Here is a 24,735-nt window from a genome sequence, read left to right as displayed (position 1 = left end):
CATGCCTGCTGAAGGTCCGCGCGGTGCCAAGCTCACCCCAAAATGGCTCACAATCGTCGGCATCGGCGAGGACGGTTTAGCGGGTCTCGGCGACGAGGCCAAGCAACGGATTGCCCAGGCGGAGATCATCTTCGGCGGCAAGCGGCACCTGGCGCTGGTCGCTTCCTGCGCCAAGGGCGAGCCGCACCCGTGGCCGGTTCCGTTCGATGCCGAGATGGCTGACGTGCTGGCGCTTGCGGGTAGGCGCGTCTGCGTGCTCGCTTCCGGCGATCCGTTCTTCCACGGCGTCGGCGCCACCCTCGCGCGCAAGGTCAAGCCACAGGAGATGCATGTCATCCCCGCACCGTCGGCCGTTTCGCTGGCGGCCGCGCGCCTTGGTTGGGCGCTGCAGGACATCGAGACCGTCTCGCTGCACGGCCGGCCGCTCGACTTGATCCGGCCGCTGCTGCAGCCAGGCGCGCGCATTTTGGCACTGACGTCGGATAGCGATGCGCCGGCGGCAATAGCGCGCCTGCTCACCGAACTCGACTTCGGCGCCTCGCGGCTGACAATCCTGGAGGCACTAGGCGGGCCAAGCGAAAACCGGCGCACCGCCCGCGCCGATGCTTTCGATCTCGAAAACATCAATCCGCTCAACGTGCTGGCGATCGAAGTTGAATCCGGTCCGGATGCGCGCGTCCTGCCTCTCACATCAGGTCTTGCCGACCATCTGTTCGATCACGACGGCCAGATCACCAAACGCGAAATCCGTGCGATCACCCTGTCAGCGCTGGCGCCCAAGCGCGGCGAATTGCTGTGGGACATCGGCGCCGGCTCCGGTTCTATCGGCATCGAATGGATGCTGGCCCATCCTTCGATGCGCACCATAGCCATCGAGGCCGATCCGATCCGCGCCGCCCGCACTGGCCGCAACGCCGCCGCATGCGGCGTTCCCGGCCTTGTCGTGGTCGAAGGCAGCGCCCCCAAGGCACTTGCCAGGCTGGACACGCCGGACGCGATCTTCATTGGCGGCGGCGGCAGCGATGCCGGCGTCTTGAACGCTGCCATCAAGGCCCTGCGTCCCGGCGGCCGCCTCGTCGCCAATGCGGTGACGCTGGAGATGGAAACCTTGCTTCTTGCCCGCCATGTCTCGCTCGGCGGTGACCTTACCCGGATAGCCATATCCCGCGCTTCGCCCGTCGGCGCGATGCAGGCGTGGCGGCCGGCCATGCCGGTGACCCAATGGAGCTGGGTGAAGCCATGATGGTCGCGGGCATAGGCTGCCGAAAGGGCGTGAGCGTCGAGGACGTGCTTGCGGCGATCGAAACCGCCCTCGAAGCGCGTGGACTGGCAATGACGGCGCTGTCTGCGCTGGCAACGACCGAGTTCAAACGCAACGAAGGGGCTATTTTCGCTGCCGGCCGTGAACTCAACATCCCGGTGATAGTGGTGGATGTCGCTGGGTCCGAACCGTCGCTCCCCCTCACCCAGCCTCCGCTTCCCTCGGCTGACCATTCCGGGGCGAGCCACGTGTCTCGCCCGTCCTTCGGACCCCCGAGCGGAGAGGAGACTACCGGCGCCGGCGCCAGTCTCTTCTCCCCGGCGGGGAGAAGGTGGCCCGAAGGGCCGGATGAGGGGGCTGCCTCGCGCAACCTCTCGCAAGAACTCGCCGGCACGCCATCGGTTTCCGAGGCGTCAGCCCTCGCCGTTGCCGGCGCCGGGGCAAAACTGCTGGGCGCCCGTACGGTGCTCGGCCCGGTCACTTGCGCCATCGCCATCAGCGGAGATGCGCCATGACCGTCCATTTCATCGGCGCCGGCCCGGGTGCCGCCGACCTCATCACGTTACGCGGCGCGAGGCTGCTGGCAAGCTGCCCGGTCTGCCTCCATGCCGGCTCGATCGTAGCGCCCGAATTGTTGCAGCACTGCGCGCCGGGAACAAGACTGATCGACACCGCACCTATGTCGCTCGACGAGATCGAGGCCGAGTATGTCGCGGCGCACAAGGTTGGCCACGATGTCGCCCGCCTGCATTCCGGCGACCTGTCTGTATGGAGCGCCGTGGCCGAGCAGATCCGCCGGTTGGAAAGGCATGGCATTCCCTACACGCTGACGCCCGGCGTCCCCTCCTTCGCCGCTGCTGCCGCCGCATTGCGCCGCGAACTGACCATTCCCGAGATCGCGCAAAGCCTGGTGCTGACCCGCATTTCCGGGCGCGCATCGAAAATGCCGCCCGGCGAAACGCTCGCCGGCTTCGGCCGCACCGGCGCCACGCTCGCTATTCATCTTGCCATCCACGCCATCGATCGCGTCGTCGCCGAGTTGACCCCACACTATGGCGGCGATTGCCCGGTGGCGATCGTCTTCCGCGCCTCCTGGCCGGACGAACGCGTGCTGACCGGCACGCTGGCGACCATCGAAGCGTTGCTGGCCGCCGATCCGATGGAGCGCACGGCGATCATCTTTGTCGGCCGCTCGCTGGCGGCGGAAGGTTTTGGCGAGAGTTCATTGTACGACGCCCACTATCAGCGGCGTTTTCGCGGACGGGACGGATTGTGAGCGGCAGCACCAAAAAAACCGGCGAAAACGCCACGCTCGAAAAAGCCTTGTCCCGGCTGAATTTCAAGCCGCGACGGCTGGAACCGGGCCATGTCTGGCTGGCCGGCGCGGGTCCCGGCGATCCTGGCTGCCTGACCCTGGAAGTGCTGGCTGCGTTGGCCGAGGCGGACGCCTTGGTCTACGACGCGCTGGTCTCTCCCGATGTCGTCGCCGTTGCCGAAAGCGCAGAGCTGTTCTTTGCCGGCAAGCGCGGCGGCAAACCGTCGATGAAACAGGACGACATCACCGCCCTTTTGGTCCGGCTGGCGCGCGACGGCCGCCGCGTCGTCAGGCTGAAGGGCGGCGATCCCTATATTTTCGGCCGTGGCGGCGAAGAAGCGCTGGCGCTGGCGCGCGAAAACATCCCGTTCCGCGTCCTGCCCGGCCTGACCTCGGGCCTCAGCGCGCTGGCCGCGACCGGCATTCCCGCCACCATGCGCGGCATCAACAAGGCGGTGATCCTGGCCACCGGCCACGCCGCCGGCACCGATGACGATCTCGACTGGGCGGCAATCGCCCGCACCGGCCAGCCTGTCGTCGTCTATATGGGCATGGCCAATCTGCCGCTGATATCAGCGGCACTGCTGGATGGCGGACTGGCGCCGTCGACACCGGCGGCAGTGATCGTCGCCGCGACGACGCCGCAGGAACGAACCGTCGTCGCCACGCTCGCCACCATTGCCGAGGAAGCCGCGGCCGCCGGCCTTGCCTCGCCGGCGCTGATCGTCGTCGGCGGCATCGTCGCCATGCGCGCGGCACTGGTAGGTGCTTTGTGACCGCCCGCGCGATCATCATCGGCGCGCCGCGCTCCGGCTCCGGCAAGACCAGCGTCACCATCGGCATTTTACGCGCGCTCACACGGCGCGGGTTGAAAGTGCGCGGCGCCAAATCCGGCCCCGACTATATCGACCCCGGCTTCCACGCCGCCGCCACGGGACTGTCCGGCGTCAACCTGGACAGCTGGGCGATGCCGCCATCGCTGCTCAACGCACTCGCTGCTCAAGCCGCCGATGACACCGATTTCGTCATCCTCGAAAGCGCCATGGGCCTGTTCGATGGCATTCCGGCCTCGCCGGGGCGCACCGGCTCGGCCGCCGACCTGGCGCGGCTCTACGGCCTGCCGGTGCTGCTGGTGCTCGACGTCTCCGGCCAGTCGACCACCGCGGCCGCCGTCGCCAAGGGTTTTGCCACCTATGATCCGGACGTGCGCATGGCGGGCGTCGTGCTCAACCGGCTGGGCAGCGAGCGGCACCGCAAGCTGTGCAGCGAGGCCATCGAGGCGATCGGCCTGCCGGTCGTCGGCGCCATCCTGCGCGATCCCACGCTCAATTTGCCCGAGCGCCACCTCGGCCTCGTCCAGGCCGGCGAGTATGACGACCTGATGACGCATCTCGACCGGCTGGCCGACATGGCGGAAAAGTCGCTCGACCTCGATGCGATCATGGCCCTGGCGACACCCCTCACCCCGGCACATGGCGGCTTCGACGACGCGCTGGCGCCGCCCGGCCAGCGCATCGCACTGGCCGAGGATGCCGCCTTCACCTTCCTCTATCCACATGTCGCCGCCTACTGGCGCAAGGCGGGTGCGGAAATCGTCCCGTTCTCGCCGCTTGCCGATGAAGCGCCCGACGAGGCTTGCGATGTCTGCTGGCTGCCCGGCGGCTATCCCGAGCTACACGCCGGCAAGCTCGCCGCCGCCGCGAATTTCCGCGCCGGGATGGCGCGTTTTGCAGCAACAAAGCCCATCCACGGCGAGTGCGGTGGCTTCATGGTGTTGGGCGAAGCGCTGGAGGATGCGTCGGGCGAAACGCATGCGATGCTCGGCCTGCTCGGCCATTCCACCAGCTTCGCCAGGCGCAAGATGAACCTCGGCTACCGCGAGGCGCGGTTGCGCGCCGATTGCCCGCTGGGCTCAGCTGGCGCGCTGATCCGCGGCCACGAATTCCACTATGCGCAGATGACTTCTACCGGCAATGACGAGCCGCTGGCCGACCTCGCCGACGGGCAGGGCAACCCGATCGGCGCCTCGGGCTACCGGCGCGGCCATGTCAGCGGCACCTTCTTCCACGCCATTGCGAGGGGCTAGAGCATGAAGTTCAGGAATCTGGCCCTTTCACCGCGGCAGGTCGTCGACGACATCGCGCTTTGCCTTGTCTTCTTCACCCGTCTGCCGCTGCCCGTCTTCGATTTTCGCGGCCGCAGCCTTGCCGCCGCGATCTGGGCAGCCCCCATTGCCGGACTTGTCGTCGGCCTGATCGGCGCCATCGTCTTCGCCACGGCGGAACGGTTTGGCCTGGCCATGGGGCCTGCGGCCGCACTTGCGCTTGTGGCAACCGTGCTCACCACCGGCTGCCTGCATGAGGACGGGCTGTCCGACGTCGCCGACGGTTTTGGCGGCGGCAAATCACGCGGCAAAAAACTCGAGATCATGCGCGACAGCCGCATCGGCGCCTATGGTGCGGCGGCGCTGGGCCTGTCGCTGCTGATCCGCTGGAGCGCACTGTCGGAGTTCGTCGATCCCACTCAGGCCCTCTTCGCCCTCATAGCCGCACACGCGGCCTCGCGCGGCGTGATCGGCGCTTTCATGCATCTGCTGCCTCCAGCGCGCGTCGACGGCCTCTCGGCCGATGCCGGCACCGTCTCGCAGGAGGCCGCCATGGCAGGCGCCGTGCTCGGCGCGATCCCGCTGCTCCTGCTCGGATTGGGCGGCGCCGTCTTCGCGCTGATCCTGCTTGGCCTGCTGTTTGCCGCTTTCCGCGCCCTTTGCCTCAACCAGATCGATGGCCAGACCGGCGACACGATCGGAGCCTTGCAGCAGGCAAGCGAGATCGCGGTGCTGCTCGTCGCTTCGGTAGCGCTTTCCTGATCCCTTGGCCTGATCCCTTGGCCTGATTCCTTTTCGGAGACTTTGCCCTCATGCCCTTCAAATCGCTTAGTGAATTGCGCGCCGCCTGCCTCGACCTGCCGGCCGGCAGCGATGCCGCGGCCAATGCGGTCGCCCGCCGCCAGGACACGCTGACCAAGCCGCAAGGCAGCCTTGGCCGGCTGGAGACGATCGCCGCCTGGCTGGCGCGCTGGCAGGGCCGCGACATGCCGAAACTCGACCGCGTAAAAGTCTTCGTCTTCGCCGGCAACCACGGCGTCACCGCGCAAGGCGTGTCGGCCTATCCCTCGGAAGTCACCGTGCAGATGGTGGCGAACTTCGCCGGCGGCGGTGCCGCCATTAACCAGCTTGCCCGCATGGCCGGCGCCGAACTCGACGTCATCCCGCTCGGTCTCGACCATCCGACCGGCGACTTCACGCAAGGGCCAGCGATGGATGAGGAGGCCTTTCTGACGGCAGTTTCGGCCGGCTACGACGCGGTGACGAAAGACCTCGATCTGATCTGCTTCGGCGAGATGGGCATCGGCAACACCACGCCGGCGGCCGCCATTTCAGCCGCCCTGTTCGGCGGTGGCGCGGAAAAATGGACCGGGCGCGGCACCGGTGTCGACGACGCCGGTCTGAAACGCAAGGTCGTCGCCATCGAAGCCGGCCTGAAGCGCCACGCTGCCGCCTTCGCCGATCCGCTAGGGATCGCTGCCGCGCTCGGTGGCCGCGAACTCGCCGCCATCTTCGGCGCGACGCTGGCCGCCCGGCATCTCGGCATACCCGTGCTGCTCGACGGCTTCGTCTGCACCGCCGCCGTAGCTCCGCTGGCCAGGCTGCATCCGACCGGGCTCGCCCACACAATTGCCGCGCACGTTTCGGCAGAATCCGGCCACTGTGGCCTGCTCGAAGCCCTCGGCCTGCCGCCGCTGCTCGATCTCGGCATGCGGCTCGGCGAAGGCTCCGGCGCGTGCCTCGCCGTCAACATCGTCCGCTCGGCGCTGGAATGCCATGCCCGCATGGCAAGTTTTGCAGAAGCGGGTGTTTCGGAGAAGTAGGTATCCAACCCCCGTATCGACCGACAAAGAAGCCGTTGTTACGACAAAGGAAGCATCTTCCGGCATCGGCGATTCTCAACCGGGGAAAAGAGCATTGCTTTTCGATTCGGCCGGTTTCTGAGCCGCATTTTTCAACGCGGCTGAATCGCCACGAGATCCGGATAGCGGTTGAAGAATCACGGCCAGACGCATGCTCGAGACGCGTCAAACGCGTCTCGTTTTCAGGGTCTTTCCACCAACTCTTCTAGAAATTTGGTGGGTGCGCACAGGATTGAACTGTGGACCCGCTGATTAAGAGTCAGCTGCTCTACCAACTGAGCTACGCACCCACTCGGCCGGCAAAAACCGGCGTTGGCGGGCATATAGCCGCCACCATCGGTCCTGTCCAGCCCTGCCGGAATCATTTCCCGACAAATCGACCGAGCATGCGTTCAATCAGATGAACAGCTTGCCCTCCGCCACCTTGATCGCGTTGCCGCCAATGCGCGCCGAGGCCAGTTTTCCGCCTTGCACGGTCAGTTCGAGGCGGATGCGCGACGGCCGGCCCATCTCCAGCCCCTGCTCGATCCACAGCTGCGAAATGCCGTCGGTCGGCGCGTCGAAATGCATGATGGCGCCGGCAAAGGCGGCAGCCGCCGAGCCGGTCGCCGGATCCTCGTAGGAAGGCGTGCCGGGCACGATCATGCGCACATGGAAGGCGCTTTCGTGGTTCACCGTTTCGCGGCAGTAGACATAGGGACTGGCGAAGGCCCACTCGCTCTTGCGCGGCGCCAGTTCCGACCAGGCCTGGTTGTCCAGCCGGATCCGGCCCGCCGCCTCGAGATTGGCAACCGGAATGGTGACGTAGGGTACGCCGGCCGACCAGAACGCGACGCGGTGATTCTCGAAGCCGATTTCGTGCGGCGTCAACCCAAGGGCGGCGCCGATCGCCTCCGGATCGGCCTCGAGCTTCAGCGGTTCCGGCAGCTTCGCCAGGTCGAACTCGGCAAAGGTGTTGCCGTCATGCTTGCTGACGGCGCACCGCACCGGGCCGATGTTTTCTTCCAGCACGAAGATGCCGGCGCCGCCCTCTTCCGCCAGTTCGGCCAGCGCGATCGCGGCGCCGACCGTCGGATGGCCGGCGAACGGCATTTCATAGTCGGGCGTGAAGATGCGGATGCGATTTTTATGCTTGGGATTGTCCGGCGGCAGCACGAAAACCGATTCCGACAGGTTGAATTCGCGCGCGATGGCCTGCATCGCGGCCGTGTCCAATCCCTTGCTGTCCAGCACGACGGCCAAGGGATTGCCGGCCAGTCGCTCGGTCGTAAACACATCGTAAAGCAAGTAATTCCGGGTCTTCATTCCTGCCTCAATCCCAACATGGGCGAAATTTAATTTGATATTTGAACCAGTAAGCCTGATCTGTGCACAGATAGGGACACTACGCATTATAGGGGTCCAGCGTGGACCAGATTGTCAATCTGCCAAAGACGGAATCGGATTCCGCCATCGAGACGGCGCTTGGGCTCGACCAGAGGGGGCGGCGCAAGTCGCGCCGGCGCGGCTGGCTCTATGCGCTGCTGGCGCTGATCGTGCTCGTCGCCGGGCTTGGTGCCTATCAGTGGTATGCCGGCTCGCCGGCCAGGATTGACTACACCACAGTGCCTGCCGCCAAGGCTGATCTCACCGTCGCGGTGTCGGCAACCGGCACGCTGCAGCCGCTCACCCAGGTCGACATTTCAAGCGAACTGTCCGGCATCATCCGCTCGGTCTCGGCCGAGGAGAACCAGCAGGTCAAGAAGGGTGACGTGCTGGCGACACTCGACACCGTGAAACTCGAAGTCCAGATCGAGCGCGCCGAAGCTTCGGCCAAGGCCGCCGCCGCCAATGTCGAGGACGCCACGGTTACGCTGACCGAAAACGAGAAGGCGCTGGTGCGCGCCGCCGAACTGACCAGGCGTGGCATGGCGACCGACCAGTCGCTTGAAGCAGCAACCGCCACGCGCGACCGTTCCAAGGCAGCGCTGGACAGTGCGCAGGCCAACCTCGCCATCGCCCAGGCCGACCTCAAGGCGCAGCAGACCGACCTTGCCAAGAGCACCATCTATGCGCCGATCGACGGCATCGTGCTGACGCGATCGGTCGATCCCGGCCAGACGGTTGCCTCCTCGCTGCAGGCGCCGGTGCTGTTCATCATCGCCGCCGATCTCAGGAACATGGAACTGGTGGCGGCGGTCGACGAAGCCGACATCGGCGCGGTCAAATCCGGCCAGCATGCCCGCTTCACCGTCGATGCCTTCCCCGAGCGGCCGTTCGACGCCGAGATCCGCGACATCTCCTATGCCTCGGTCACCACCGACGGCGTCGTCACCTACAATGCGCGGCTTGAGGTCGACAACAACGAGCTGTTGCTGCGGCCCGGCATGACCGCAACCGTTTCGGTCGTCACCAAACAGGCCAAGGGCGTGCTCACCGTGCCGGCCACCGCCTTCCGCTATCGTCCGGCGCAGCAGGCCGCCCGCGGCTGGAGCCTGAGCGACCTGTTCACCGGCCGCATGGGGCACCCCGGCGGCAACCGCCAGCGCCAGGCCGCCACAGTGCCCACCGACGGCTCGCGCACGCTCTACGTGCTGGAGAATGGGCGTCCGCACCCGGTCAACGTCAAGATCGGCTCCACCGACGGCGAACTGACCGAGATCATTTCGGGCCTGGACGAAGGCGCTCAAATCATCACCGCGTCGCAGCAGCGGAGCTGATGCCGTGGCTGCGGGCGCGACCCTCATCACCTTCGACAAGGTCTGGAAGAGCTACGGCCAGGGCGAGGCCAAGGTGCATGCGCTGGCCGGCGTCGATCTTGCCATCCGGCGTGGCGAATTCGTCGCCATCATGGGTCCGTCCGGCTCCGGCAAGTCGACGGCGATGAACGTCATCGGCTGCCTCGACACGCCGACGGCCGGAACCTATTCCTTCATGGGCATCGACGCCGGCCGCCTCGACCGTAACCGCCGCGCCATGCTGCGCAACCTTTATGTCGGCTTCGTCTTCCAGGGCTACAATCTGCTGGCCCGCACCACGGCGGCCGAAAATGTCGAACTGCCGCTGATCTATCGCGGTGTTGCCGCGCGAGAGCGCCGAGACCTTGCCATGCAGGCCCTGGCGGAGGTCGGCCTTGTCGGCCGCGAGCACCACACGCCGGCCGAACTGTCCGGCGGCCAGCAGCAGCGCGTGGCGATCGCGCGCGCCATCGTCACCCGCCCGACACTCCTCGTCGCCGACGAGCCGACCGGCAATCTCGACACCGCCCGCACGCACGAGATCATGGAACTGCTCACCCGGCTCAACACCGAGCTCGGCCTGACCATCGCCATGGTCACGCATGAGGCCGACGTCGCCGACTATGCCGAACGCACCATCCGCTTCCTCGACGGCCATGTCGCTTCGGATTCCAGGAAGCTGGAGATCGCACAGCCATGATCTGGGAAACCGTCCGCCTCTCGCTGCGCTCGATCCGCCGCAACGTGCTGCGCTCGTTCCTGACCTTGCTCGGCATCGTCATCGGCGTTGCCGCCGTCATTGCCATGCTCACCATCGGCTCCGGCACCACGCAAAAGGTCAAGGCCGACATCTCCAAGCTCGGCAGCAATCTGCTGGTGGTCCGCTCCGGCCGCCCGGCCGGCCCCGGCGGACCGGGCGGGCTCGACCAGGTGGTGCGTCCGCTGGCCGAAAAGGATCTGACGGCGCTGGTGGCGCATCTAACTGGCGCCCGCGCGATTTCACCGGCCTCGCAAAAGCAGGTTCGGGTCATCTTCGGCACCGAGAGCCTGACCTCGGGCGTCACCGGCACCGACAGCGCCTATCTCGATGCGCGCGACTGGAAGCTGGTGTCGGGCCGCCCGTTCAGCGATTCCGAAACCCGCTCGGGCACCGGCGTGTGCCTGATCGGCGAAACGGTGCGCCAGCAGTTCTTCGGCGCCGGCGATCCGGAGGGCGAGATCATCCGCGTCAACCGCACCTCCTGCAAGATCATCGGCCTGCTCGAGCCCAAGGGCTATACCGGCTTCGGCCAGGACCAGGACAATGTCGTACTGATGCCGCTGCACGCCTACCAGCGCCGCATCGCCGGCAACCGCGACATCGACAACATATACATCGCCGCCGATGACCGTACGCCGACCAGCGAGTTGCAGCCGCGCGTCGAGGACATTTTGCGCGATGCACGCCGCCTCACACCTGACCGCGAGAGCGATTTCGCTATCCGCGACATGACCCAGATCGCCGACGCCATGGCCAGCGCCACCACCACCATGACCGGCATGCTGGGCGCTGTCGCCGGCGTCAGCCTGCTGGTCGGCGGCATCGGCATCATGAACATCATGCTGGTGTCGGTCACCGAACGCACACGCGAGATCGGCATCAGGCTCGCCATCGGCGCGCATGAAAAGCACATCCTCATCCAGTTCCTGGTCGAGGCGACGGTGCTGTCGCTGCTCGGCGGCATCATCGGCATCCTGCTCGGCCTGGCACTGGCCGGCCTCGCCGCGGTGACGCTGACCATCCCGTTCGCGCCAAGCCCGGCGGTCATCCTGCTCGCCGTCGGCTTTTCCGCGCTCATCGGCATGGTGTTCGGCTTCTTCCCTGCGCTGCGCGGCGCCAGGCTCGATCCGATCGACGCACTTAGGCACGAATAGGGCAACCCGGCCAGAACGCGGCCGGCGCTCCGACCCGGTTTTGCACAGTCTTCGACGTTTCCACCCGGCCCGCCACTGTCCCCACACTGTTCGCGATGCTAGGGCAATTGACCTTGGGTGGAGGAATAGCGGGATGAGCAAGAAGGCGCGACTGGTCCTGGCGATGGTGGGCATCGAGGCAGGTCTTGCAGGCATCTGGTGGTATCTCGCCCGCTTCGGCATGGCCAATCCCGATCGCGTCACATCGGATTTCCAGGCAGTCGTCGGCCAGACCATGGGAATGGCGATGGGCGGCTTGCTCGGCATCGGCTTCATCCTGTTCCTCGTCGCCGCCCGCAACGATCGCAACGCGGCACAGAACAAGACGCGCCCTTAATTCCTGTTTGCGAAATGCCACTCGATCAGCGGCTTCATGTGCGGCGAGAGCCCATCCGGCAGGTCGGCCGCATGGCGGATGATCACCGGCCCCTGGATCTCCGGCTCGGTCTCGGTGGCGACGAAGGCTGAGATGCGCCTGGCGATCTCGTCTGCGGGCGCCGTCTCGTGATAGCGGCGGAAGATCACCGTGCCGCTGCTGGTCGACATGGCGTGGTAGCGCTTGCCGCGTTCAGCACCTGACAGGTCGAGACCGGTTTCCTCGCGCACCTCGCGGATCATGTTGAAATCGACATCGACCAGCCCATCGCGAAAATCGATCGGCTCGAACGAGCCGGCAGCGAAATAGACGCGGCCGGCATTGACTGTGTGCGGCCCCATGCGGATCGCCACCAGCGCATTGTCGCCGGCCACCAGCATGGCATGGGCATAGGCATGCTCGGCGCCCGAATTCTCGCGCCGCTTCCGCCACAGCATGAACGTCGAGTAATTGACCGCATGGCAGCGGCCGACGAGACGGCTGTCGCGGTAGGCAAGTTGCGACAGCAGCACCACCATGCCGTCGAACAGCGCCGGATTGGCGGCGATTTCGTGCTGCCAGTTCTCGGCGATCGCCTCTGCATTGTCCCTTGCGAAAGGGTGCGGACCGGGATCGAGCCAGACGTCGATGTCGTCGACCGGGAGGATAACATTGCGCGGCAGGTCAAAACTCATGCGTATCAGGTCATGTCCAGCGTGATGGCCACCGGACAGTGGTCCGATGCCTTCGGCCGGTCCCAGCCGGCGCGCGGAAACCGCTCGACCTCCTGGCCGGGCGGAAAAATGGTGCGCCAGGGCTGGCCGTTGCGGATGATGTCGGGAACGGCCGTCGCGTTGCTGGCGGCGAGCCCCTTCGACAACAGGATGTAGTCGAGCTGGCACAGATGCCGCTCTTCCGGTCCGCGCGTGTGGTAAAAACTCCAGCGGTTCATCTCCGGCCGCCGCTCGACGACATTTTCGCAAAAGCCGCCTGCCGTCAGCACGTTGATGCAGGACAGGGCTTCGTCGACCACCTCGAAGCGATAACCGTCGATCGCATCGCCTGCTACCTTCACGCGCTGGCGATAGTCATTCATGTCGCCGCAGATCGCCCAGCGTTTGTCGGCGGCCCCACTTTTGTCAGCGGTGGCCCCACCGAAGCGCTCCTCGATGATGCGGCGCACGGCCTGCGCCTCTGCGATGCGCACCGGCATCGTCGCCTCGCGCCCGTCGAGCCCGTTGCGCGGCGAGCCCATCGACTTGAAATGCACGAGATAGAGCGTCAGCGGCACGCCACCCACGGTGACGTCGATCTCCAGGCAGTCGCGCCGGAAAATGCGCTCATTGGCCTGATTGCCCAGTACCTCGAGTTCCGGCGTGTGCAGCCCGAACTGCTCGTAGGTGACGTAGGCGTGGCTGGTCATGCGCACGAATTCGATCGGCTGGCCCTGCGCGGTCTCGTTGCGCATCATCACGGCAACGTCGATACCGCGCGAATCATTGCCCGATGTGGTGTATTTCTGCCGGTAGCCCTGCCCCACCATCTTGAACAAATAGCCGTATTCGAAGGCCTTCAGCGCTTCGATGTTGTCGACCTCCTGCATGCAGATGATGTCGGCCCGGGTGGCAGCGATTGCCAGCGCCGTCAGTTGGCGCGTGTCGTCGGACTGGGCGATGGCGCGGGCCTGCTCCAGGATCCTGTATTCCGCCTCGCTCTGGATATCGAACAGCGCCAGCGTTCGATCCTCGTTGAGCTGGTTGCGATAGCCGGAAAAATCGAACCTGTTCATCAGGTTCTCGACATTGAAGGTGGCAAGGCGCAGCGACATGCCATGACCTTTGCCCGCAAGTGCTTCGGAAAACAAGCGCGCAAAACCACCATCTGAGATCGATTGGTCCTGGGCGCGTTCGCGTCATGGTTGACGGAACCTTTCCGTTCATCCGCCGTTCAGATGCAAACATCCATTGTTGCCCATTCCTCGGGTGGGCGTGGGGCCTGTAACTCTTGGAGAGTGCAATGAGTTCGCTCTTTTCTTCCACGGTCAAATCGGGGCTGATAGCCCTCGGTATCCTGTCCGGCGTCACGGCACCGTCCGCCGCCGGACCGATCATGCAGCCGGATCTGTCGATACCAACCAGCACGGCGGCGCCGAATGTCACGCCGGTTCGCGACAGTTGGGCCGGCGGCAACAACCGTCAGTTCAACAACGACGATTGGAGATGGCGCCGGTCGGGCAATTGGGACGGCGGCCGTCGACACTGGCAGGGCGGCGGCGGTAACTGGAATGGTGGAGACAACTGGCGTTGGCGCCATGGTCGCCATCACTATCGCGGCGGCCGTTACTACGATGATGGCGCGAGTGCCGCGATCCTGGGCCTTGGCCTGGGGCTTGGCCTCGGCAGCATGTACAACAATTACGACTACTATGACCGGCCGGCGCCGCGCCGCTACTACCGCGCGGGACGGCTTTCGAGCGCCCATGTCCAATGGTGCTACAACCGCTACCGGTCGTACCGGGCCTACGACAACACCTTCCAGCCCTATAACGGCCCGCGCCAGCAGTGCTACTCACCCTATTGAGCTGACCTGTAGCTGAGCCGACCGACAGAATGAAAAAACGGCGCCACTTGGCGCAGCCACTTGGCGCCGTTTTTTGTTCATGGAAGCCGCTGTTTTCGAGCGCTTGTGGATTTCGCTCAGTTCTTGGCCTTGTCGACCAGCTTGTTCTTGGAAATCCAGGGCATCATCGCGCGCAGCTTGGCGCCGACTTCCTCGATCTGGTGGCTGTCATTGTTGCGGCGGATGCCTTTGAAGCGGGACATGCCGGCGCGATATTCCTGCATCCACTCCGAGGTGAATTTTCCCGTCTGGATGTCCTTCAGCACGCGCTTCATCTCGGCCTTGGTCTCGGCGGTGATGATGCGCGGACCCGAGACATATTCGCCCCATTCGGCGGTGTTCGAGATCGAGTAGTTCATGTTGGCGATGCCGCCTTCATAGATCAGGTCGACGATCAGCTTGACCTCGTGCAGGCACTCGAAATAGGCCATCTCAGGCGCGTAGCCGGCTTCCACCAGCGTCTCGAAACCGGCCCGGATCAACTCGACCAGACCGCCGCACAGCACGACCTGCTCGCCGAACAGGTCGGTCTCGCATTCCTCGCGGAAATTGGTCTCGATGATGCCCGAACGGCCGCCGCCGACGCCGCAGGCGTAGGACAGCGCCAGGTCGAGCGCATTGCCCGAAGCGTCCTGGTTGACGGCGACCAGGCACGGCACGCCGCCGCCCTTCTGGTATTCGCCGCGCACCGTGTGGCCGGGACCCTTCGGCGCGATCATGACGACGTCGACCGTCGACTTCGGCTCGATCAGGCCGAAATGCACGTTGAGGCCGTGTGCGAAGGCGATTGCGGCACCGTCGCGGATGTTCGGCGCGATCTCGTTTTTGTAGATGTCGGCCTGCAGTTCGTCCGGCGTTGCCATCATCATCAGGTCGGCCCATTTGGCGGCGTCCGCCACGCTCATCACCTTGAGCCCGTCGGCCTCGACCTTCTTGGCGGTCGCCGAGCCGGCCTTGAGGCCGATGGCGATCTCCTTGGCGCCGGAATCCTTGAGGTTGAGCGCATGCGCCCTGCCTTGGCTGCCATAGCCGATGATGGCGACCTTCTTGCCCTTGATCAGATTGAGATCGGCATCACGATCGTAATAGACGCGCATTTTGTCTTCCTTCCCGTTTTTACAAATCAGAGGGCCTTGCGGCCGGTTGTTGCTCCATGAAGAGCGAGAAACTGCTGCGTCGCGCGCGCGGCATCGCCGCCGATCGCCGCCTCAGTCAATTCCAGCCGGTCGCCAAGCAGCAGACGGATCTGCACGTCGCGGGCGACCAGCCCGAAAAAGGTGCGGAACGCCGTCTCGGCATCCGCGAAATCCAAAAGCCCGGTCCGTCGGCCGGCCTCAAGCACCGGCTTCAACCGTTTGGCCAATGCGAAGCGGCCGTTCTCAAGCACGACGGCGCCGAGATTGTCCTTACCCGAGCCCGCATGGCTGACCGCCACCCGGTTGAGGGCGATCGAGGTGTCGCTGGAGATCACCTTAAGCCAGTCCGAGGCAAAGCGTTCGAGGCTTGCGGTCAGCGAGGCAAGATCGAGCCCCTTGCCGTCAACCGGCGCCACCCGCACTTTCGAGGCCTGCCACTGCACCGTCGCCGTCAGCAGCCCGTCACGGTCGCCGAACCATTTGTAGAGCGTTTCCTTGGAGCAGCTAGCGCGGCGCGCCACGGCGGTCATGGTCAGATGATCGCCCTCCTCGACCAGCAGCCGCAACGCCGCGTCGAGGACGGCCTTCTGCCGTTCTGTCAGCGCTTCGCTGGTGTCCATATCGGGCAAGATGTGCAACACGCTCTTCTCTCGAAAGGCAGGCCACCGATCACTCGGCAATCCGTACCGTACGTTACGGTTCGGCATATTGCGCATTCCAAGGCCGCACGCAAGAGGACGAGAGCAAAATATCTGCAAGTGGATGAGCGTTGCCGCGCGCGACAAGCCTCGCCTAGTCGCCGGCCGGCGGTTGACGCAGCCGTCCAAGCAATGGCGAGACCATGGTCAGCTCATCCGCCGACAATTTGGCGCCTACCAGTTCCGCAATCGAGCGTCCGTAGACAGCCCACATCTGGCGGCGTGTCTCTCGCCCGCTGGCGGTGATGCGGATGGTCTGGCCACGGCCGTCATCGGCCACCGGCAGTTTCTCGACGAGCCCATCGGCCTCGAGCCGGGCCAGAAGCCGAGAGATGTTGTATTGCGCGAACAGCGTGCGCTCGATGAGCTGGAACGGCCGCAGCCCGCCCTCACCCGCCTCGGCGAGCTCATGCAGCACGTCGTACCAGGCAAGCGGCGGCAGGCCGGCGGCCTTCAACGCCTCTTCGGCGCTTTCCATCAGCTGGCGCGAAACGCGCATCAGGCGAGCCCAGGCCTTGATGGCTTCGGGCGAAGGCGTGGCTTTCTCGGTCATGGCGCATTCCTAGACGATAGATGCAATTGCATCAAGCTTGACGGTCGATGCATGTGCATCTATATAGATGCAATTGCATTAACCCTGGAAAGCCGATCCGATGAAACACGAAACCTGCACACGCGCCGACAAGCTCATTCTCGTCAGCCATCACCTCTGCCCCTATGTGCAGCGCGCCGCGATTTCGCTGGCCGAAAAGGGCGTGCCGTTCGAGCGCATCGATATCGACCTCGCCAACAAGCCGGACTGGTTCAAGGCGATCTCGCCGCTCGGCAAGGTGCCGCTGCTGCGCGTGCAGCGAAATGGCGAGGAAACGGTGGTCTTCGAGTCAGCGGTCATCCTGGAATTCCTCGAAGAGACGCAGGCCAATCCCCTCCACCCTGTCGATCCCTATGCCCGCGCCCGTCATCGCGCCTGGATCGAGTTCGGTTCGGCAACCCTCAACGCCATCGGCCGGTTCTATTCAGCCTCGATCGAGGCTGGCTTCCTTGCCGAATCCAGCGCGCTGTCCGCCATGTTCGATCGCCTCGAAGCCGAGCTGGCGGACGAGCCCGGCGGACCCTGGTTCGCCAGCAACCACTTTTCGCTGGTCGACGCCGTTTACGGTCCGGTCTTCCGCTATCTCGATGTCTTCGACCACATCGGTGATTTCGGCATTCTGGACGGCAAACCGCTCGTCCGAGCCTGGCGCAAGGCGTTGAGTGAACGCCCGTCGATCAGGCAAGCCGTGGCGCCGGACTATCCGCAGCGCCTGCATGCTTTCCTGCAAGCGAAGGGATCGCACCTTTCAGGCCTCATCCGGCAAAACGATCCAGCCACCGCGCCTCGGTCAGCCCAATCCGCTTGAACGGATCGATCATCGTACCGGCCACCATCGAGGCGAGAAACTGCGGCGCCGGCGGGATTTTTGCCACCGTCGCCACCAGCCTGTCGCGGATGAAGGGCAGCGCCACCGAATCCGACTGGTAGAACGGCGTGAATGCCAGCGACAGCGCCTGGAAGATGCGGACATGCCAGCGCCGCGCCTTCGCATAGGCCTCCAGTGCTGCGTCGACACTCGTTGTCCGCACCAGCGCATGGCTGAGCGCCGCCGCGTCGAGCAGCGCCATGTTCGCCCCTTGCCCGAGTTGCGGACTGGTGGAATGCGCCGCGTCGCCGATGACGGCCAATCGCCTACCGGCCGGGAGCTTCATCGTGTGGTGGCCGTAGCGGGCCAGCGAGAGCTGGTCGAAACTGTCGATCTGGCTGGTGAACGCCTCGCTCTGTGGCCACAGCCGGACCACCCTTTCCTTCCAGGCGTTCAGGCCGCGGACGCGCACCTCATCGGCATCCGACGGCTTCAGGCTCCAGAAGAAGGCCGCCATCTTTTCAGCGCCCGGCTGCGGCCGGCCGACCGGCAGCACGCCGATCATCACGCTCGCTTTGTCGTAGCGTTGCAGCAGCGCATGCTCATCGAAACCGTCGCCGCGCCAACCAAGCGAGGCCCAGAACGCGCCATAGGTGAGTGCTCTTGGCTCGCCTGGAGCGCTCGCGCGGCGCAGTTTCGAGCGCGAACCGCTGGCGTCGATGACGAGGTCGAACGGCCCTGCCCTTCGTCGGTTGCCGCATATCAGCGTCGCCCGTTCGCCGGTCTCCAGAGCCTCGATCTCGACGCCGGTCTCGATGGCGATCGCCTCGCGCTGCGCGGCGCGGAAAAGCACGCCGAACAAGGCCGCCCGGTGCACCGCCAGCCCGAAGCGGCCACCGCGTTGCGCATCGTAGCGGACATCGAGCACCGTACGGCCCGTGGAAGCATCGGCGCCATGCAGGCGGTCGATACGGCTGCCCAGCGCGAGTATGTCGTCAAGCAGGCCAAGATCGGCCAGGACCGTCAGCCCTGTCGGCTGCAGAATCAGCCCGGAGCCGACCGGCTTCGGCTCATCGAAGCGCTCGAAGACCGTGACCCGATGCCCGGCACGCTTGAGATAGAGCGCCATGGCCAATCCCGCCGGCCCGGCGCCGGCAATTGCTATGTCGTAGGAAATGCCAATGCCCCCAAGCCGAACTGGCCGGGACAATCCTTCAGCCGCCCGACGAAATCAAGCCGCGGGTTTTAACTGCCGTTCAAGCCTGCATGGCATCAAAGCCGGAACGCGCGTCGCGCACCGCGTCATGATTGAGTTCGGCCCATAGGATCAGCTGATGCAAGGCGCCGAACATCGAATGCCCGAGATCGGTCAGGCTGTATTCGACGCTCGGCGGCTTGGTCGGGAACACTTCGCGATGCACATAGCCGTCACGCTGCAAATCATGGAGCGTCTGCGTCAGCATGCGCTGTGAGATATCGGGCACCAGCCGCCGCAATTCGCCAAACCGATAGGGCTTTTCGGCCAGCGCCATCATCAGCAGCGAGCTCCATTTGCCGCTCACCCCCTGGATGACATCGCGGACTGGACAATTTGCAAAATTGCCGCCGCCGGAGATCGCCTTGTAGACCTCCATCTTCGATCTCAGATTGACGATCTTGCTGTCCACCGCTGGTTCCCTGCGCCTGCCTACCTCCCGAAAAACTGCCTTCTTTACGGCCCAGGGTCAATTCCTATTTTAGTGCTGGTCTCTTTTTGAGACTGCCACTCGAGCCGCCTTAGCGGCGCAATGTCAGGATCTTCCATGACCGAAACCCTTCTCGTCACCGGCGCTTCCGGCCAGCTCGGCCGCGGCGTCATCAACCATCTGCTGGACACGTTCAAGGTTCCAGCGGCACGGATCATCGCCACCACCCGCAATCCGGAAAACCTCGCCGGCCTGGCGGCCCGAGGCGTCATCACAAGGGCGGCTGACTTCGACGACACACTATCGTTGGAGTCTGCGTTCAAGGGCGCCGACAGGGTGCTGATCATCTCGACCGGCGAGATCGACCTGCTTCACGGCAAGCGCCTGAGGCAACACGAGAACGCGGTTGCCGCCGGGAAGAAGGCCGGCGTTTCCCACCTTCTCTACACCTCGATGCCTAATCCAGAACCGGTTTCGCCGGTGCTGTTTGCCAATGATCACTACGGCACCGAGCAGGCGATCAAGGCGAGCGGCATCCCTTACACGATCTTCCGCAACGGCTGGTACCAGGAGAACCTGTTCATGGCCCTGCCGCAGGCCATTGCCTCGGGACACTGGTATACGTCCGCCGGCGACGGCCGCATGGCGCACGGTGCGCGCGACGACATGGCGGCAGCGATTGCCGCCGGCCTCGTTACCGTTTCGAACGAAAGCAAGACTTACACCTTGACCGGCCCGCAGGCCTACACCACCGCGGAGATTGCGGCCCTGGTAAGCGAGGTCACCGGCAAGCCGCTAGATGTCGTGCAGGTTCCGGATGAAGCCCTGACCGAGGGCGTGAAGGCGGCTGGCGTTCCCGAGGACTTTGCCCGCATCATCGTGTCGTTCGACGCCAACACGCGTTCCGGCCGCATCGCCATGGTGACGGACGCGGTCGAGACGCTTTCCGGCCGGAAGTCGAAGACGCTGAAGCAGTTCCTCGAGGCAAACAAGGCCGCGCTGGCCGGTTGAAGCGGAGTGACATGGACTGTGCCGTGAAGCACAGTCCATTCGCCGATCCGCCAGGACATGTCCTAGATCGCCACCTGCGTGCCGATCTCGACCACGCGCCCGGTCGGGATTTGGAAATACTCCGTCGCATCGGCCGCCGTGCGCGCCAGGCCGATGAACAGCCGATCCTGCCACACCGGCATGCCGGAATTGGGCGAGGCCTTGAGCGAACGCCGTGACAGGAAGAACGAGGTCGTCATGATGTCGAACTTCCAGCCCTGCTTGCGGCAGATCGCCAGCGCGCGCGGGATGTTCGGCTGCTCCATGTAGCCGAAGGTCAGCGTCACCCGCATGAACAGCTCGTTGACCGTCTCCATCTTGACCCGGTCGCTGTCGGGCACCACCGGTTGCGGCGCGGTCACCACCGAAAGGATGACGTTCTGCTCGTGCAGCACCTTGTAGTGCTTCAGGCTGTGCATCAGCGCGGTTGGCGCGCTGAGTGGATCGCTCGTCAGGAACACCGCGGTGCCGGACACCAGCTGCGGCTTTTTCTTCAGGAGATTGCCGGCGAGGAAATCGAGCGGGATTTCGTTGCGGCGGGTCTTGTCGAACAGATAGCGGCTGCCGCGCACCCAGGTCCACATGGCCAGCACGATGGTGAAGGCCACGGCCAGCGAGGCCCAGCCGCCCTCGAACACTTTGACGATGTTGGAGGCAAAAAAGCCGACGTCGATGAAGCCGAACAGCGCCGTCATGGCGACCGCCACCCACAGCCGCCATTTCCAAATCCGCGTCATGACCACAAACAAGAGCACTGTGGTCACCAGCATGTTGCCGGTCACCGAGATGCCGTATGCCGACGCCAGCCTGCTGGATTCGCCGAAGCCGACGACCAGCATCATCACCACCAGCGCCAGCAGCAGGTTGACGCGCGGCATGTAGATCTGGCCGGACTGTTTCTCCGAGGTGTGCAGGATTTCAAGGCGCGGCAGCATGTTGAGCTGCACCGCCTGCCTGGTCAGCGAGAAGGCGCCCGAGATCACCGCCTGGCTGGCGATGACCGTCGCGGCGGTCGCCAGCACGACCATCGGGATCAGCGTCCAGCCTTCGTTCATCTCAAAGAAAGGATGGCCGACGACGCCGTTCTTGGCCAGCACGAAGGCACCCTGCCCGGCATAGTTCAGCAGCAGGCACGGGAACACGACCCACAGCCAGGCGAGCACGATCGGCTTGCGGCCGAAATGCCCGAGATCGGCATAGAGTGCTTCCGCACCGGTGACGGCGAGGAAGATGGCGCCGATGGTCACGAAAGCGACGTCGGGCGAATTGATCAGAAACGCGACGATGTAGTGCGGGCTGATCGCCCACAGGATTTCCGGATCGGCGATGATGTGGTTGAGGCCGGAAAGGCCGATCGCCAGGAACCACACCGCCGTCACGGGACCGAAGACCAGCCCCACACCCCCCGTGCCGAAACGTTGCACCGCAAACACCATGGCAAGGATGACCAATGTCAGCGGCACGACATAGGGCTGGAAGGTCGGCGTGACGACATTCATGCCCTCAACCGCCGACAGCACCGATATCGCCGGCGTGATGACGGCATCACCGAAGAAAAGCGATGCCCCGACAATGCCGATGCCGAGCATCAGCGCCGAGCGCTTGGGGAAACTGCCGCGCGCCAGCGCCATCAGCGACAGCACGCCGCCCTCGCCGCGGTTGTTCGCCCGCAGCACGAACATGATGTATTTGATGGTGACGATGATCGTCAGCGACCAGATGATCAGCGACAAAACGCCCAGAATATCGCCGCGCTGGGCGACTTGTCCGCCCGACGACGCCACCAGCGCCTCGCGAAAGGCGTAGATCGGGCTGGTGCCGATATCCCCATAGACGACACCGAGCGCGCCCAGCATCAGAACCTTGGTGCTGTGCTGCTCGACTTCCGAATGGCTCGATTGTTCGACGGGTTCTGCCTCACTACCAGTATTGGTAAGGGCCATGGACGACACTCCGATAAGCGCGCGGTGCTCTACGCTTGCTGCAATGCAATATCAAGTGCCGTCGCGTAATGGCTGCCATGCCTGCCACGCGAGGCTGCCATCGCTACCATCCGCAGGCCTTGAGGAACCGACCCACCGTGCCGGCCATGCCATACTCCAACGCGTCGGCTGTCAACCCATGTCCGATCGACACTTCGGCCAATGCCGGAATGCGCTTGGCAAGTGCGGGCAGATTGCTGACCACCAGATCGTGCCCGGCATTGACCTGAAGCCCGGCAGCAAGCGCGGCGTCGGCGGTTTTTCCCAGTCTTTCCAGCTCCTTGGCCGCTTTGGCGGAATCTGTGTGATAGCTACCATATGGACCCGTATAGAGTTCGATACGGTCGGCGCCGACATCGCGGGCGGCCGCCACCCAATCGGGGTCCGGATCGGAAAACAGCGACACGCGAAAGCCCCCCTTTTTCAGACGCTTGACGATCGGTGTGAGGAACGCGGCCCGGGTGGCGAAGTTCCAGCCATGGTCCGATGTCGCCTGGGCCGGATCGTCCGGCACCAAAGTCACCTGTTCGGGCTGGTGCTTTTCCACAAGCACCAGGAAATCCTCGGTCGGATAGCCCTCGATGTTGAATTCCGCGCGCGGAAACTCGTCGTCGATCAGCGACCGAATCTCAGGCAGATCGGAGTGTCTTGTGTGCCGCTCGTCGGGGCGTGGATGCACCGTCAGCCCATGCGCTCCGGCCGCCAGCGCAATGCGGCCGAGGCCGGTCACGCTTGGCCACGGCAGGTCGCGCCGGTTGCGCAGCATGGCGATGGCATTGAGGTTGACGGAGAGCTTTGCAGGCATGCGGGTGGCCTCGGAAATCATTCAACGCGCCCACCTATAATGCCTTTGACGGGAACAGTAATGCCTTTGGTGGGAACAGACTGGGGGTTTCGCGTGTTCCAAGCCTGATGAGCGAACCCGGGAAAGGACGCACCGATGAATTTTCTCGATGAGGTTCCGGCAATCCGCCGTATCGAGACCAGCCGCGACGACCTTTTCGCCATCGATGTCGTCGGGCACGTTTCCGCGGCCGACGGTGAAAATCTTTTCGGGCTGCTGGAGGCAGCCTATGCCCTGCACCCGCGCATCGATGTGCTGGTGCGCCTCGTCGACCACGATGGCGTCGACTGGGCCGACATCGCGGACGAGACCCTGAAGCAGGGTGCCATTCATGCATTGGAACATGTCGGCCGTTGCGCAACCATCGGCGAACCGGACTGGATAGCGGACGCACAACGCTTTCTGCCGTCCTCACCGCCCATCGAAATCAGGCATTTCAGGGCGGAGGACGAGGCTGCCGCCTGGCAATGGCTTGCCGCACAGCCTATCGGGGCAACAGCATCCGGAGCCCCTACCTGACGATCGTCAGCCGTTCGGCCGCCCGCGTGATGGCGGTGTAGAGCCAGCGCTGGCGGGTTTCCTTGAAGGCCCAGCTTTCATCGAACAGCACAATCTCGTTCCACTGCGAGCCCTGCGCCTTGTGCACGGTCAGGGCGTAGCCATAGTCGAAATCGTCGAAGCGCTTCTTCTGCTGCCAGGGGATATCGGCATCGGGATCCTCGAACGCCGCCTTGAGCAGCTTGATCTTGGCGACGCCACGATCCGGATCGTCCTCTTCCGGCGACACCAGAAGGTTGATGCCGGGCTTCACCGTCTCGCGCGACGAGGTCATCACCTTCCACAGCGAGCCGTTGAGCAGGCCCTTGGCCGGATCGTTGCGCAGGCAGACCAGCTTGTCGCCGGCTTGCGGATAATCGGCGTTGAAGCCCTTGAGCTCGCGCAGCCGCTGATTGTAGCGGCGACGCGTGCGGTTGGTGCCGACCAGCACCTGGTCCGCCTTCAGCACCAGCTCCTGGGTGACGTCTTCCTTGCCGATCACCTGCGCCGTGCCATAGTCGCCACGCATGAATTCACGGCCCTCGCGCACATCGAGCGCCAGCCGCAGGATCGGGTTGTCGCGCGCCTGCCGGTGGATTTCGGTCAGCAAAAAATCCGGCTCGTGGTCGGTGAAGAAGCCGCCGCCCGAGATCGGCGGCAGCTGGCCGGGGTCGCCCAGCACCAGGATCGGCGTGCCGAAACTCATCAGGTCGCGGCCGAGCTGCTCGTCGACCATCGAGCATTCGTCGATGACGACCAGTTTCGCCCGCGTAATCGGGCTCTGGCGGTTGAGCGAGAAGGTCGGCGACATCGACGTCTTGCCGGTGACCTCGTCCGATACCGATTCCTCGCCCTTCGGCCGATAGATCAGCGAATGGATGGTGCGCGCATTGACTGCACCCTTGGAGCGCAGCACCTGCGCCGCCTTGCCGGTAAAGGCGGCGAACTGCACCTGGCCGTCGACATGTTCGGCGAAATACCGCGCCAAGGTCGTCTTGCCGGTGCCGGCATAGCCGAACAGCCGGAACAGCTGCGGCTGGCCGGTCTTCAGCCATTGGGCGACCGCCTTCAGCGCGTCGTCCTGTTGGGGAGAGAATTCCATCAGCGCGAGAGACCGGATTCGCAAGGGAAAGACAAGACAGCGGCCACCATCATCGATGCGCCGGGACGCTTCAATGCCGCCGACGGGTCAGGCTATCAGGCGCAGACAAGAACGT

26 protein-coding genes and 1 tRNA gene are annotated in these 24,735 nt (G+C 64.6%); 15 read left to right on the top strand and 12 right to left on the bottom strand.

Annotated elements, in window-relative coordinates:
- Position 1 precedes the first annotated feature (1 nt).
- From cbiE to cobT, 7 genes are read left to right on the top strand one after another with little or no spacing between them, the layout of a single operon-like run.
- Positions 2–1,243, top strand: a complete 1,242-nt coding sequence (gene cbiE / locus NKJ11_RS26690) for a precorrin-6y C5,15-methyltransferase (decarboxylating) subunit CbiE (protein WP_352794685.1) — start codon at positions 2–4, stop codon at positions 1,241–1,243.
- The gene (locus NKJ11_RS33885; RefSeq protein WP_502905818.1) at positions 1,222–1,776 is read left to right on the top strand and encodes a cobalamin biosynthesis protein; all 555 of its coding nucleotides are present in this window, start codon (positions 1,222–1,224) and stop codon (positions 1,774–1,776) included. Before cbiE ends, NKJ11_RS33885 begins: the two co-directional genes overlap by 22 nt.
- Positions 1,773–2,537 (top strand): precorrin-4 C(11)-methyltransferase, encoded by a 765-nt coding sequence (gene cobM / locus NKJ11_RS26675; RefSeq protein WP_128304431.1) that lies wholly within the window; start codon positions 1,773–1,775, stop codon positions 2,535–2,537. The genes NKJ11_RS33885 and cobM overlap by 4 nt, the downstream gene beginning before the upstream one ends.
- Complete coding sequence (gene cobA / locus NKJ11_RS26670; protein ID WP_352794684.1) at positions 2,534–3,352, top strand: uroporphyrinogen-III C-methyltransferase; 819 nt, start codon at positions 2,534–2,536, stop codon at positions 3,350–3,352. Before cobM ends, cobA begins: the two co-directional genes overlap by 4 nt.
- Complete coding sequence (locus tag NKJ11_RS26665) at positions 3,349–4,662, top strand: cobyrinic acid a,c-diamide synthase CobB (protein ID WP_352794683.1); 1,314 nt, start codon at positions 3,349–3,351, stop codon at positions 4,660–4,662. The genes cobA and NKJ11_RS26665 overlap by 4 nt, the downstream gene beginning before the upstream one ends.
- A 3-nt stretch (positions 4,663–4,665) precedes the next feature.
- On the top strand, positions 4,666–5,442 hold the full coding sequence (locus tag NKJ11_RS26660; protein WP_352794682.1) for an adenosylcobinamide-GDP ribazoletransferase: 777 nt from the start codon (positions 4,666–4,668) through the stop codon (positions 5,440–5,442).
- Positions 5,443–5,492: 50 nt separating this feature from the next.
- A complete protein-coding gene (gene cobT, locus NKJ11_RS26655; protein WP_352794681.1) occupies positions 5,493–6,503 on the top strand; it encodes a nicotinate-nucleotide--dimethylbenzimidazole phosphoribosyltransferase in 1,011 nt (336 codons plus the stop codon).
- 253 nt (positions 6,504–6,756) lie between these two features.
- On the opposite strand, the gene NKJ11_RS26650 is transcribed toward cobT, so the two are convergent.
- Together NKJ11_RS26650 and NKJ11_RS26645 are read right to left on the bottom strand one after the other, a co-directional pair.
- A tRNA-Lys gene (locus tag NKJ11_RS26650) sits at positions 6,757–6,832 on the bottom strand.
- A gap of 106 nt (positions 6,833–6,938) precedes the next feature.
- A complete protein-coding gene (locus NKJ11_RS26645; protein ID WP_292141642.1) occupies positions 6,939–7,847 on the bottom strand; it encodes a PhzF family phenazine biosynthesis protein in 909 nt (302 codons plus the stop codon).
- 101 nt (positions 7,848–7,948) lie between these two features.
- On the opposite strand from NKJ11_RS26645, the gene NKJ11_RS26640 reads away from it, so the two are divergent.
- The 4 genes from NKJ11_RS26640 to NKJ11_RS26625 all read left to right on the top strand — a co-directional run bounded on the left by NKJ11_RS26640 (position 7,949) and on the right by NKJ11_RS26625 (position 11,549).
- Entirely contained in the window at positions 7,949–9,241 is a 1,293-nt protein-coding gene (locus tag NKJ11_RS26640; RefSeq protein ID WP_352794680.1) for an efflux RND transporter periplasmic adaptor subunit, read from the top strand.
- Positions 9,242–9,245: 4 nt separating this feature from the next.
- Positions 9,246–9,959, top strand: coding sequence for an ABC transporter ATP-binding protein (locus NKJ11_RS26635; protein WP_128304438.1), 714 nt, complete (start codon positions 9,246–9,248; stop codon positions 9,957–9,959).
- Positions 9,956–11,173 carry an ABC transporter permease gene (locus tag NKJ11_RS26630; protein WP_352723173.1) on the top strand — a complete coding sequence of 406 codons (1,218 nt, stop codon included), beginning with the start codon at positions 9,956–9,958 and terminating at the stop codon, positions 11,171–11,173. Before NKJ11_RS26635 ends, NKJ11_RS26630 begins: the two co-directional genes overlap by 4 nt.
- Positions 11,174–11,306: 133 nt before the next feature.
- A complete protein-coding gene (locus tag NKJ11_RS26625; RefSeq protein WP_352794679.1) occupies positions 11,307–11,549 on the top strand; it encodes a hypothetical protein in 243 nt (80 codons plus the stop codon).
- Here the strand turns inward: NKJ11_RS26625 and NKJ11_RS26620 are convergent.
- Together NKJ11_RS26620 and NKJ11_RS26615 are read right to left on the bottom strand one after the other, a co-directional pair.
- Positions 11,546–12,262: a hypothetical protein gene (locus NKJ11_RS26620; protein ID WP_352612401.1), complete on the bottom strand. Its 717-nt coding sequence runs from the start codon at positions 12,260–12,262 to the stop codon at positions 11,546–11,548. The two genes, NKJ11_RS26625 and NKJ11_RS26620, sit on opposite strands and share 4 nt — an antisense overlap.
- 5 nt (positions 12,263–12,267) lie before the next feature.
- Positions 12,268–13,395, bottom strand: coding sequence for an endonuclease/exonuclease/phosphatase family protein (locus NKJ11_RS26615; RefSeq protein WP_352794678.1), 1,128 nt, complete (start codon positions 13,393–13,395; stop codon positions 12,268–12,270).
- Positions 13,396–13,583: 188 nt separating this feature from the next.
- Between NKJ11_RS26615 and NKJ11_RS26610 the strand changes: the two genes are divergently transcribed.
- Complete coding sequence (locus tag NKJ11_RS26610; protein WP_023812414.1) at positions 13,584–14,147, top strand: BA14K family protein; 564 nt, start codon at positions 13,584–13,586, stop codon at positions 14,145–14,147.
- A 116-nt stretch (positions 14,148–14,263) separates the two neighbouring features.
- On the opposite strand, the gene ilvC is transcribed toward NKJ11_RS26610, so the two are convergent.
- From ilvC to NKJ11_RS26595, 3 genes are all read right to left on the bottom strand, one after another.
- Positions 14,264–15,283: a ketol-acid reductoisomerase gene (gene ilvC, locus NKJ11_RS26605; RefSeq protein ID WP_013531065.1), complete on the bottom strand. Its 1,020-nt coding sequence runs from the start codon at positions 15,281–15,283 to the stop codon at positions 14,264–14,266.
- A gap of 26 nt (positions 15,284–15,309) precedes the next feature.
- Positions 15,310–15,963 (bottom strand): TetR/AcrR family transcriptional regulator, encoded by a 654-nt coding sequence (locus tag NKJ11_RS26600; RefSeq protein ID WP_352632489.1) that lies wholly within the window; start codon positions 15,961–15,963, stop codon positions 15,310–15,312.
- Between the two features lie 151 nt (positions 15,964–16,114).
- The gene (locus NKJ11_RS26595) at positions 16,115–16,573 is read right to left on the bottom strand and encodes a MarR family winged helix-turn-helix transcriptional regulator (protein WP_352794677.1); all 459 of its coding nucleotides are present in this window, start codon (positions 16,571–16,573) and stop codon (positions 16,115–16,117) included.
- Positions 16,574–16,673: 100 nt separating this feature from the next.
- On the opposite strand from NKJ11_RS26595, the gene NKJ11_RS26590 reads away from it, so the two are divergent.
- Positions 16,674–17,420, top strand: a complete 747-nt coding sequence (locus NKJ11_RS26590) for a glutathione S-transferase family protein (protein WP_352439805.1) — start codon at positions 16,674–16,676, stop codon at positions 17,418–17,420.
- On the opposite strand, the gene NKJ11_RS26585 is transcribed toward NKJ11_RS26590, so the two are convergent.
- Both NKJ11_RS26585 and NKJ11_RS26580 read right to left on the bottom strand, forming a co-directional pair.
- Positions 17,368–18,630: an FAD-dependent oxidoreductase gene (locus NKJ11_RS26585; protein ID WP_352439804.1), complete on the bottom strand. Its 1,263-nt coding sequence runs from the start codon at positions 18,628–18,630 to the stop codon at positions 17,368–17,370. The genes NKJ11_RS26590 and NKJ11_RS26585 overlap by 53 nt on opposite strands.
- A gap of 46 nt (positions 18,631–18,676) precedes the next feature.
- On the bottom strand, positions 18,677–19,087 hold the full coding sequence (locus tag NKJ11_RS26580; RefSeq protein ID WP_127293162.1) for a winged helix-turn-helix transcriptional regulator: 411 nt from the start codon (positions 19,085–19,087) through the stop codon (positions 18,677–18,679).
- A gap of 135 nt (positions 19,088–19,222) precedes the next feature.
- Between NKJ11_RS26580 and NKJ11_RS26575 the strand changes: the two genes are divergently transcribed.
- Positions 19,223–20,116, top strand: a complete 894-nt coding sequence (locus NKJ11_RS26575) for an SDR family oxidoreductase (protein ID WP_128304440.1) — start codon at positions 19,223–19,225, stop codon at positions 20,114–20,116.
- A gap of 62 nt (positions 20,117–20,178) precedes the next feature.
- Here NKJ11_RS26575 and NKJ11_RS26570 read toward each other — a convergent pair whose 3' ends face one another.
- Together NKJ11_RS26570 and NKJ11_RS26565 are read right to left on the bottom strand one after the other, a co-directional pair.
- Positions 20,179–22,098: a potassium transporter Kup gene (locus NKJ11_RS26570; RefSeq protein ID WP_127293158.1), complete on the bottom strand. Its 1,920-nt coding sequence runs from the start codon at positions 22,096–22,098 to the stop codon at positions 20,179–20,181.
- 103 nt (positions 22,099–22,201) lie between these two features.
- Positions 22,202–22,942, bottom strand: a complete 741-nt coding sequence (locus NKJ11_RS26565; RefSeq protein WP_023813048.1) for a pyridoxine 5'-phosphate synthase — start codon at positions 22,940–22,942, stop codon at positions 22,202–22,204.
- A 135-nt stretch (positions 22,943–23,077) separates the two neighbouring features.
- Here NKJ11_RS26565 and NKJ11_RS26560 point away from each other — a divergent pair, with 135 nt between their 5' ends.
- Entirely contained in the window at positions 23,078–23,500 is a 423-nt protein-coding gene (locus NKJ11_RS26560) for a SpoIIAA family protein (protein WP_352442857.1), read from the top strand.
- Here NKJ11_RS26560 and NKJ11_RS26555 read toward each other — a convergent pair.
- Positions 23,493–24,620: an ATP-dependent DNA helicase gene (locus tag NKJ11_RS26555; protein ID WP_027034850.1), complete on the bottom strand. Its 1,128-nt coding sequence runs from the start codon at positions 24,618–24,620 to the stop codon at positions 23,493–23,495. The genes NKJ11_RS26560 and NKJ11_RS26555 overlap by 8 nt on opposite strands.
- Between the last annotated feature and the right edge of the window lie 115 nt (positions 24,621–24,735).

Source organism: Mesorhizobium sp. M0243, assembly GCF_040321775.1.
GTDB lineage: Bacteria > Pseudomonadota > Alphaproteobacteria > Rhizobiales > Rhizobiaceae > Mesorhizobium.
This window is presented reverse-complemented; position numbering and strand designations above follow the sequence as displayed.

Bases quoted from the DNA above. Each gene is read 5' to 3' on its own strand.
- NKJ11_RS26555 (WP_027034850.1), bottom strand. From the start codon at position 24,620: ATGGAATTCTCTCCCCAACAGGACGACGCGCTGAAGGCGGTCGCCCAA.
- cbiE (WP_352794685.1), top strand. From the start codon at position 2: ATGCCTGCTGAAGGTCCGCGCGGTGCCAAGCTCACCCCAAAATGGCTC.
- NKJ11_RS26560 (WP_352442857.1), top strand. From the start codon at position 23,078: ATGAATTTTCTCGATGAGGTTCCGGCAATCCGCCGTATCGAGACCAGC.
- NKJ11_RS26620 (WP_352612401.1), bottom strand. From the start codon at position 12,262: ATGAGTTTTGACCTGCCGCGCAATGTTATCCTCCCGGTCGACGACATC.
- cobM (WP_128304431.1), top strand. From the start codon at position 1,773: ATGACCGTCCATTTCATCGGCGCCGGCCCGGGTGCCGCCGACCTCATC.
- NKJ11_RS26590 (WP_352439805.1), top strand. From the start codon at position 16,674: ATGAAACACGAAACCTGCACACGCGCCGACAAGCTCATTCTCGTCAGC.
- ilvC (WP_013531065.1), bottom strand. From the start codon at position 15,283: ATGCGCGTCTATTACGATCGTGATGCCGATCTCAATCTGATCAAGGGC.
- NKJ11_RS33885 (WP_502905818.1), top strand. From the start codon at position 1,222: ATGGAGCTGGGTGAAGCCATGATGGTCGCGGGCATAGGCTGCCGAAAG.
- NKJ11_RS26575 (WP_128304440.1), top strand. From the start codon at position 19,223: ATGACCGAAACCCTTCTCGTCACCGGCGCTTCCGGCCAGCTCGGCCGC.
- NKJ11_RS26565 (WP_023813048.1), bottom strand. From the start codon at position 22,942: ATGCCTGCAAAGCTCTCCGTCAACCTCAATGCCATCGCCATGCTGCGC.
- NKJ11_RS26625 (WP_352794679.1), top strand. From the start codon at position 11,307: ATGAGCAAGAAGGCGCGACTGGTCCTGGCGATGGTGGGCATCGAGGCA.
- NKJ11_RS26615 (WP_352794678.1), bottom strand. From the start codon at position 13,395: ATGTCGCTGCGCCTTGCCACCTTCAATGTCGAGAACCTGATGAACAGG.
- NKJ11_RS26595 (WP_352794677.1), bottom strand. From the start codon at position 16,573: ATGACCGAGAAAGCCACGCCTTCGCCCGAAGCCATCAAGGCCTGGGCT.
- NKJ11_RS26570 (WP_127293158.1), bottom strand. From the start codon at position 22,098: ATGGCCCTTACCAATACTGGTAGTGAGGCAGAACCCGTCGAACAATCG.
- NKJ11_RS26610 (WP_023812414.1), top strand. From the start codon at position 13,584: ATGAGTTCGCTCTTTTCTTCCACGGTCAAATCGGGGCTGATAGCCCTC.
- NKJ11_RS26630 (WP_352723173.1), top strand. From the start codon at position 9,956: ATGATCTGGGAAACCGTCCGCCTCTCGCTGCGCTCGATCCGCCGCAAC.
- NKJ11_RS26645 (WP_292141642.1), bottom strand. From the start codon at position 7,847: ATGAAGACCCGGAATTACTTGCTTTACGATGTGTTTACGACCGAGCGA.
- cobT (WP_352794681.1), top strand. From the start codon at position 5,493: ATGCCCTTCAAATCGCTTAGTGAATTGCGCGCCGCCTGCCTCGACCTG.
- NKJ11_RS26660 (WP_352794682.1), top strand. From the start codon at position 4,666: ATGAAGTTCAGGAATCTGGCCCTTTCACCGCGGCAGGTCGTCGACGAC.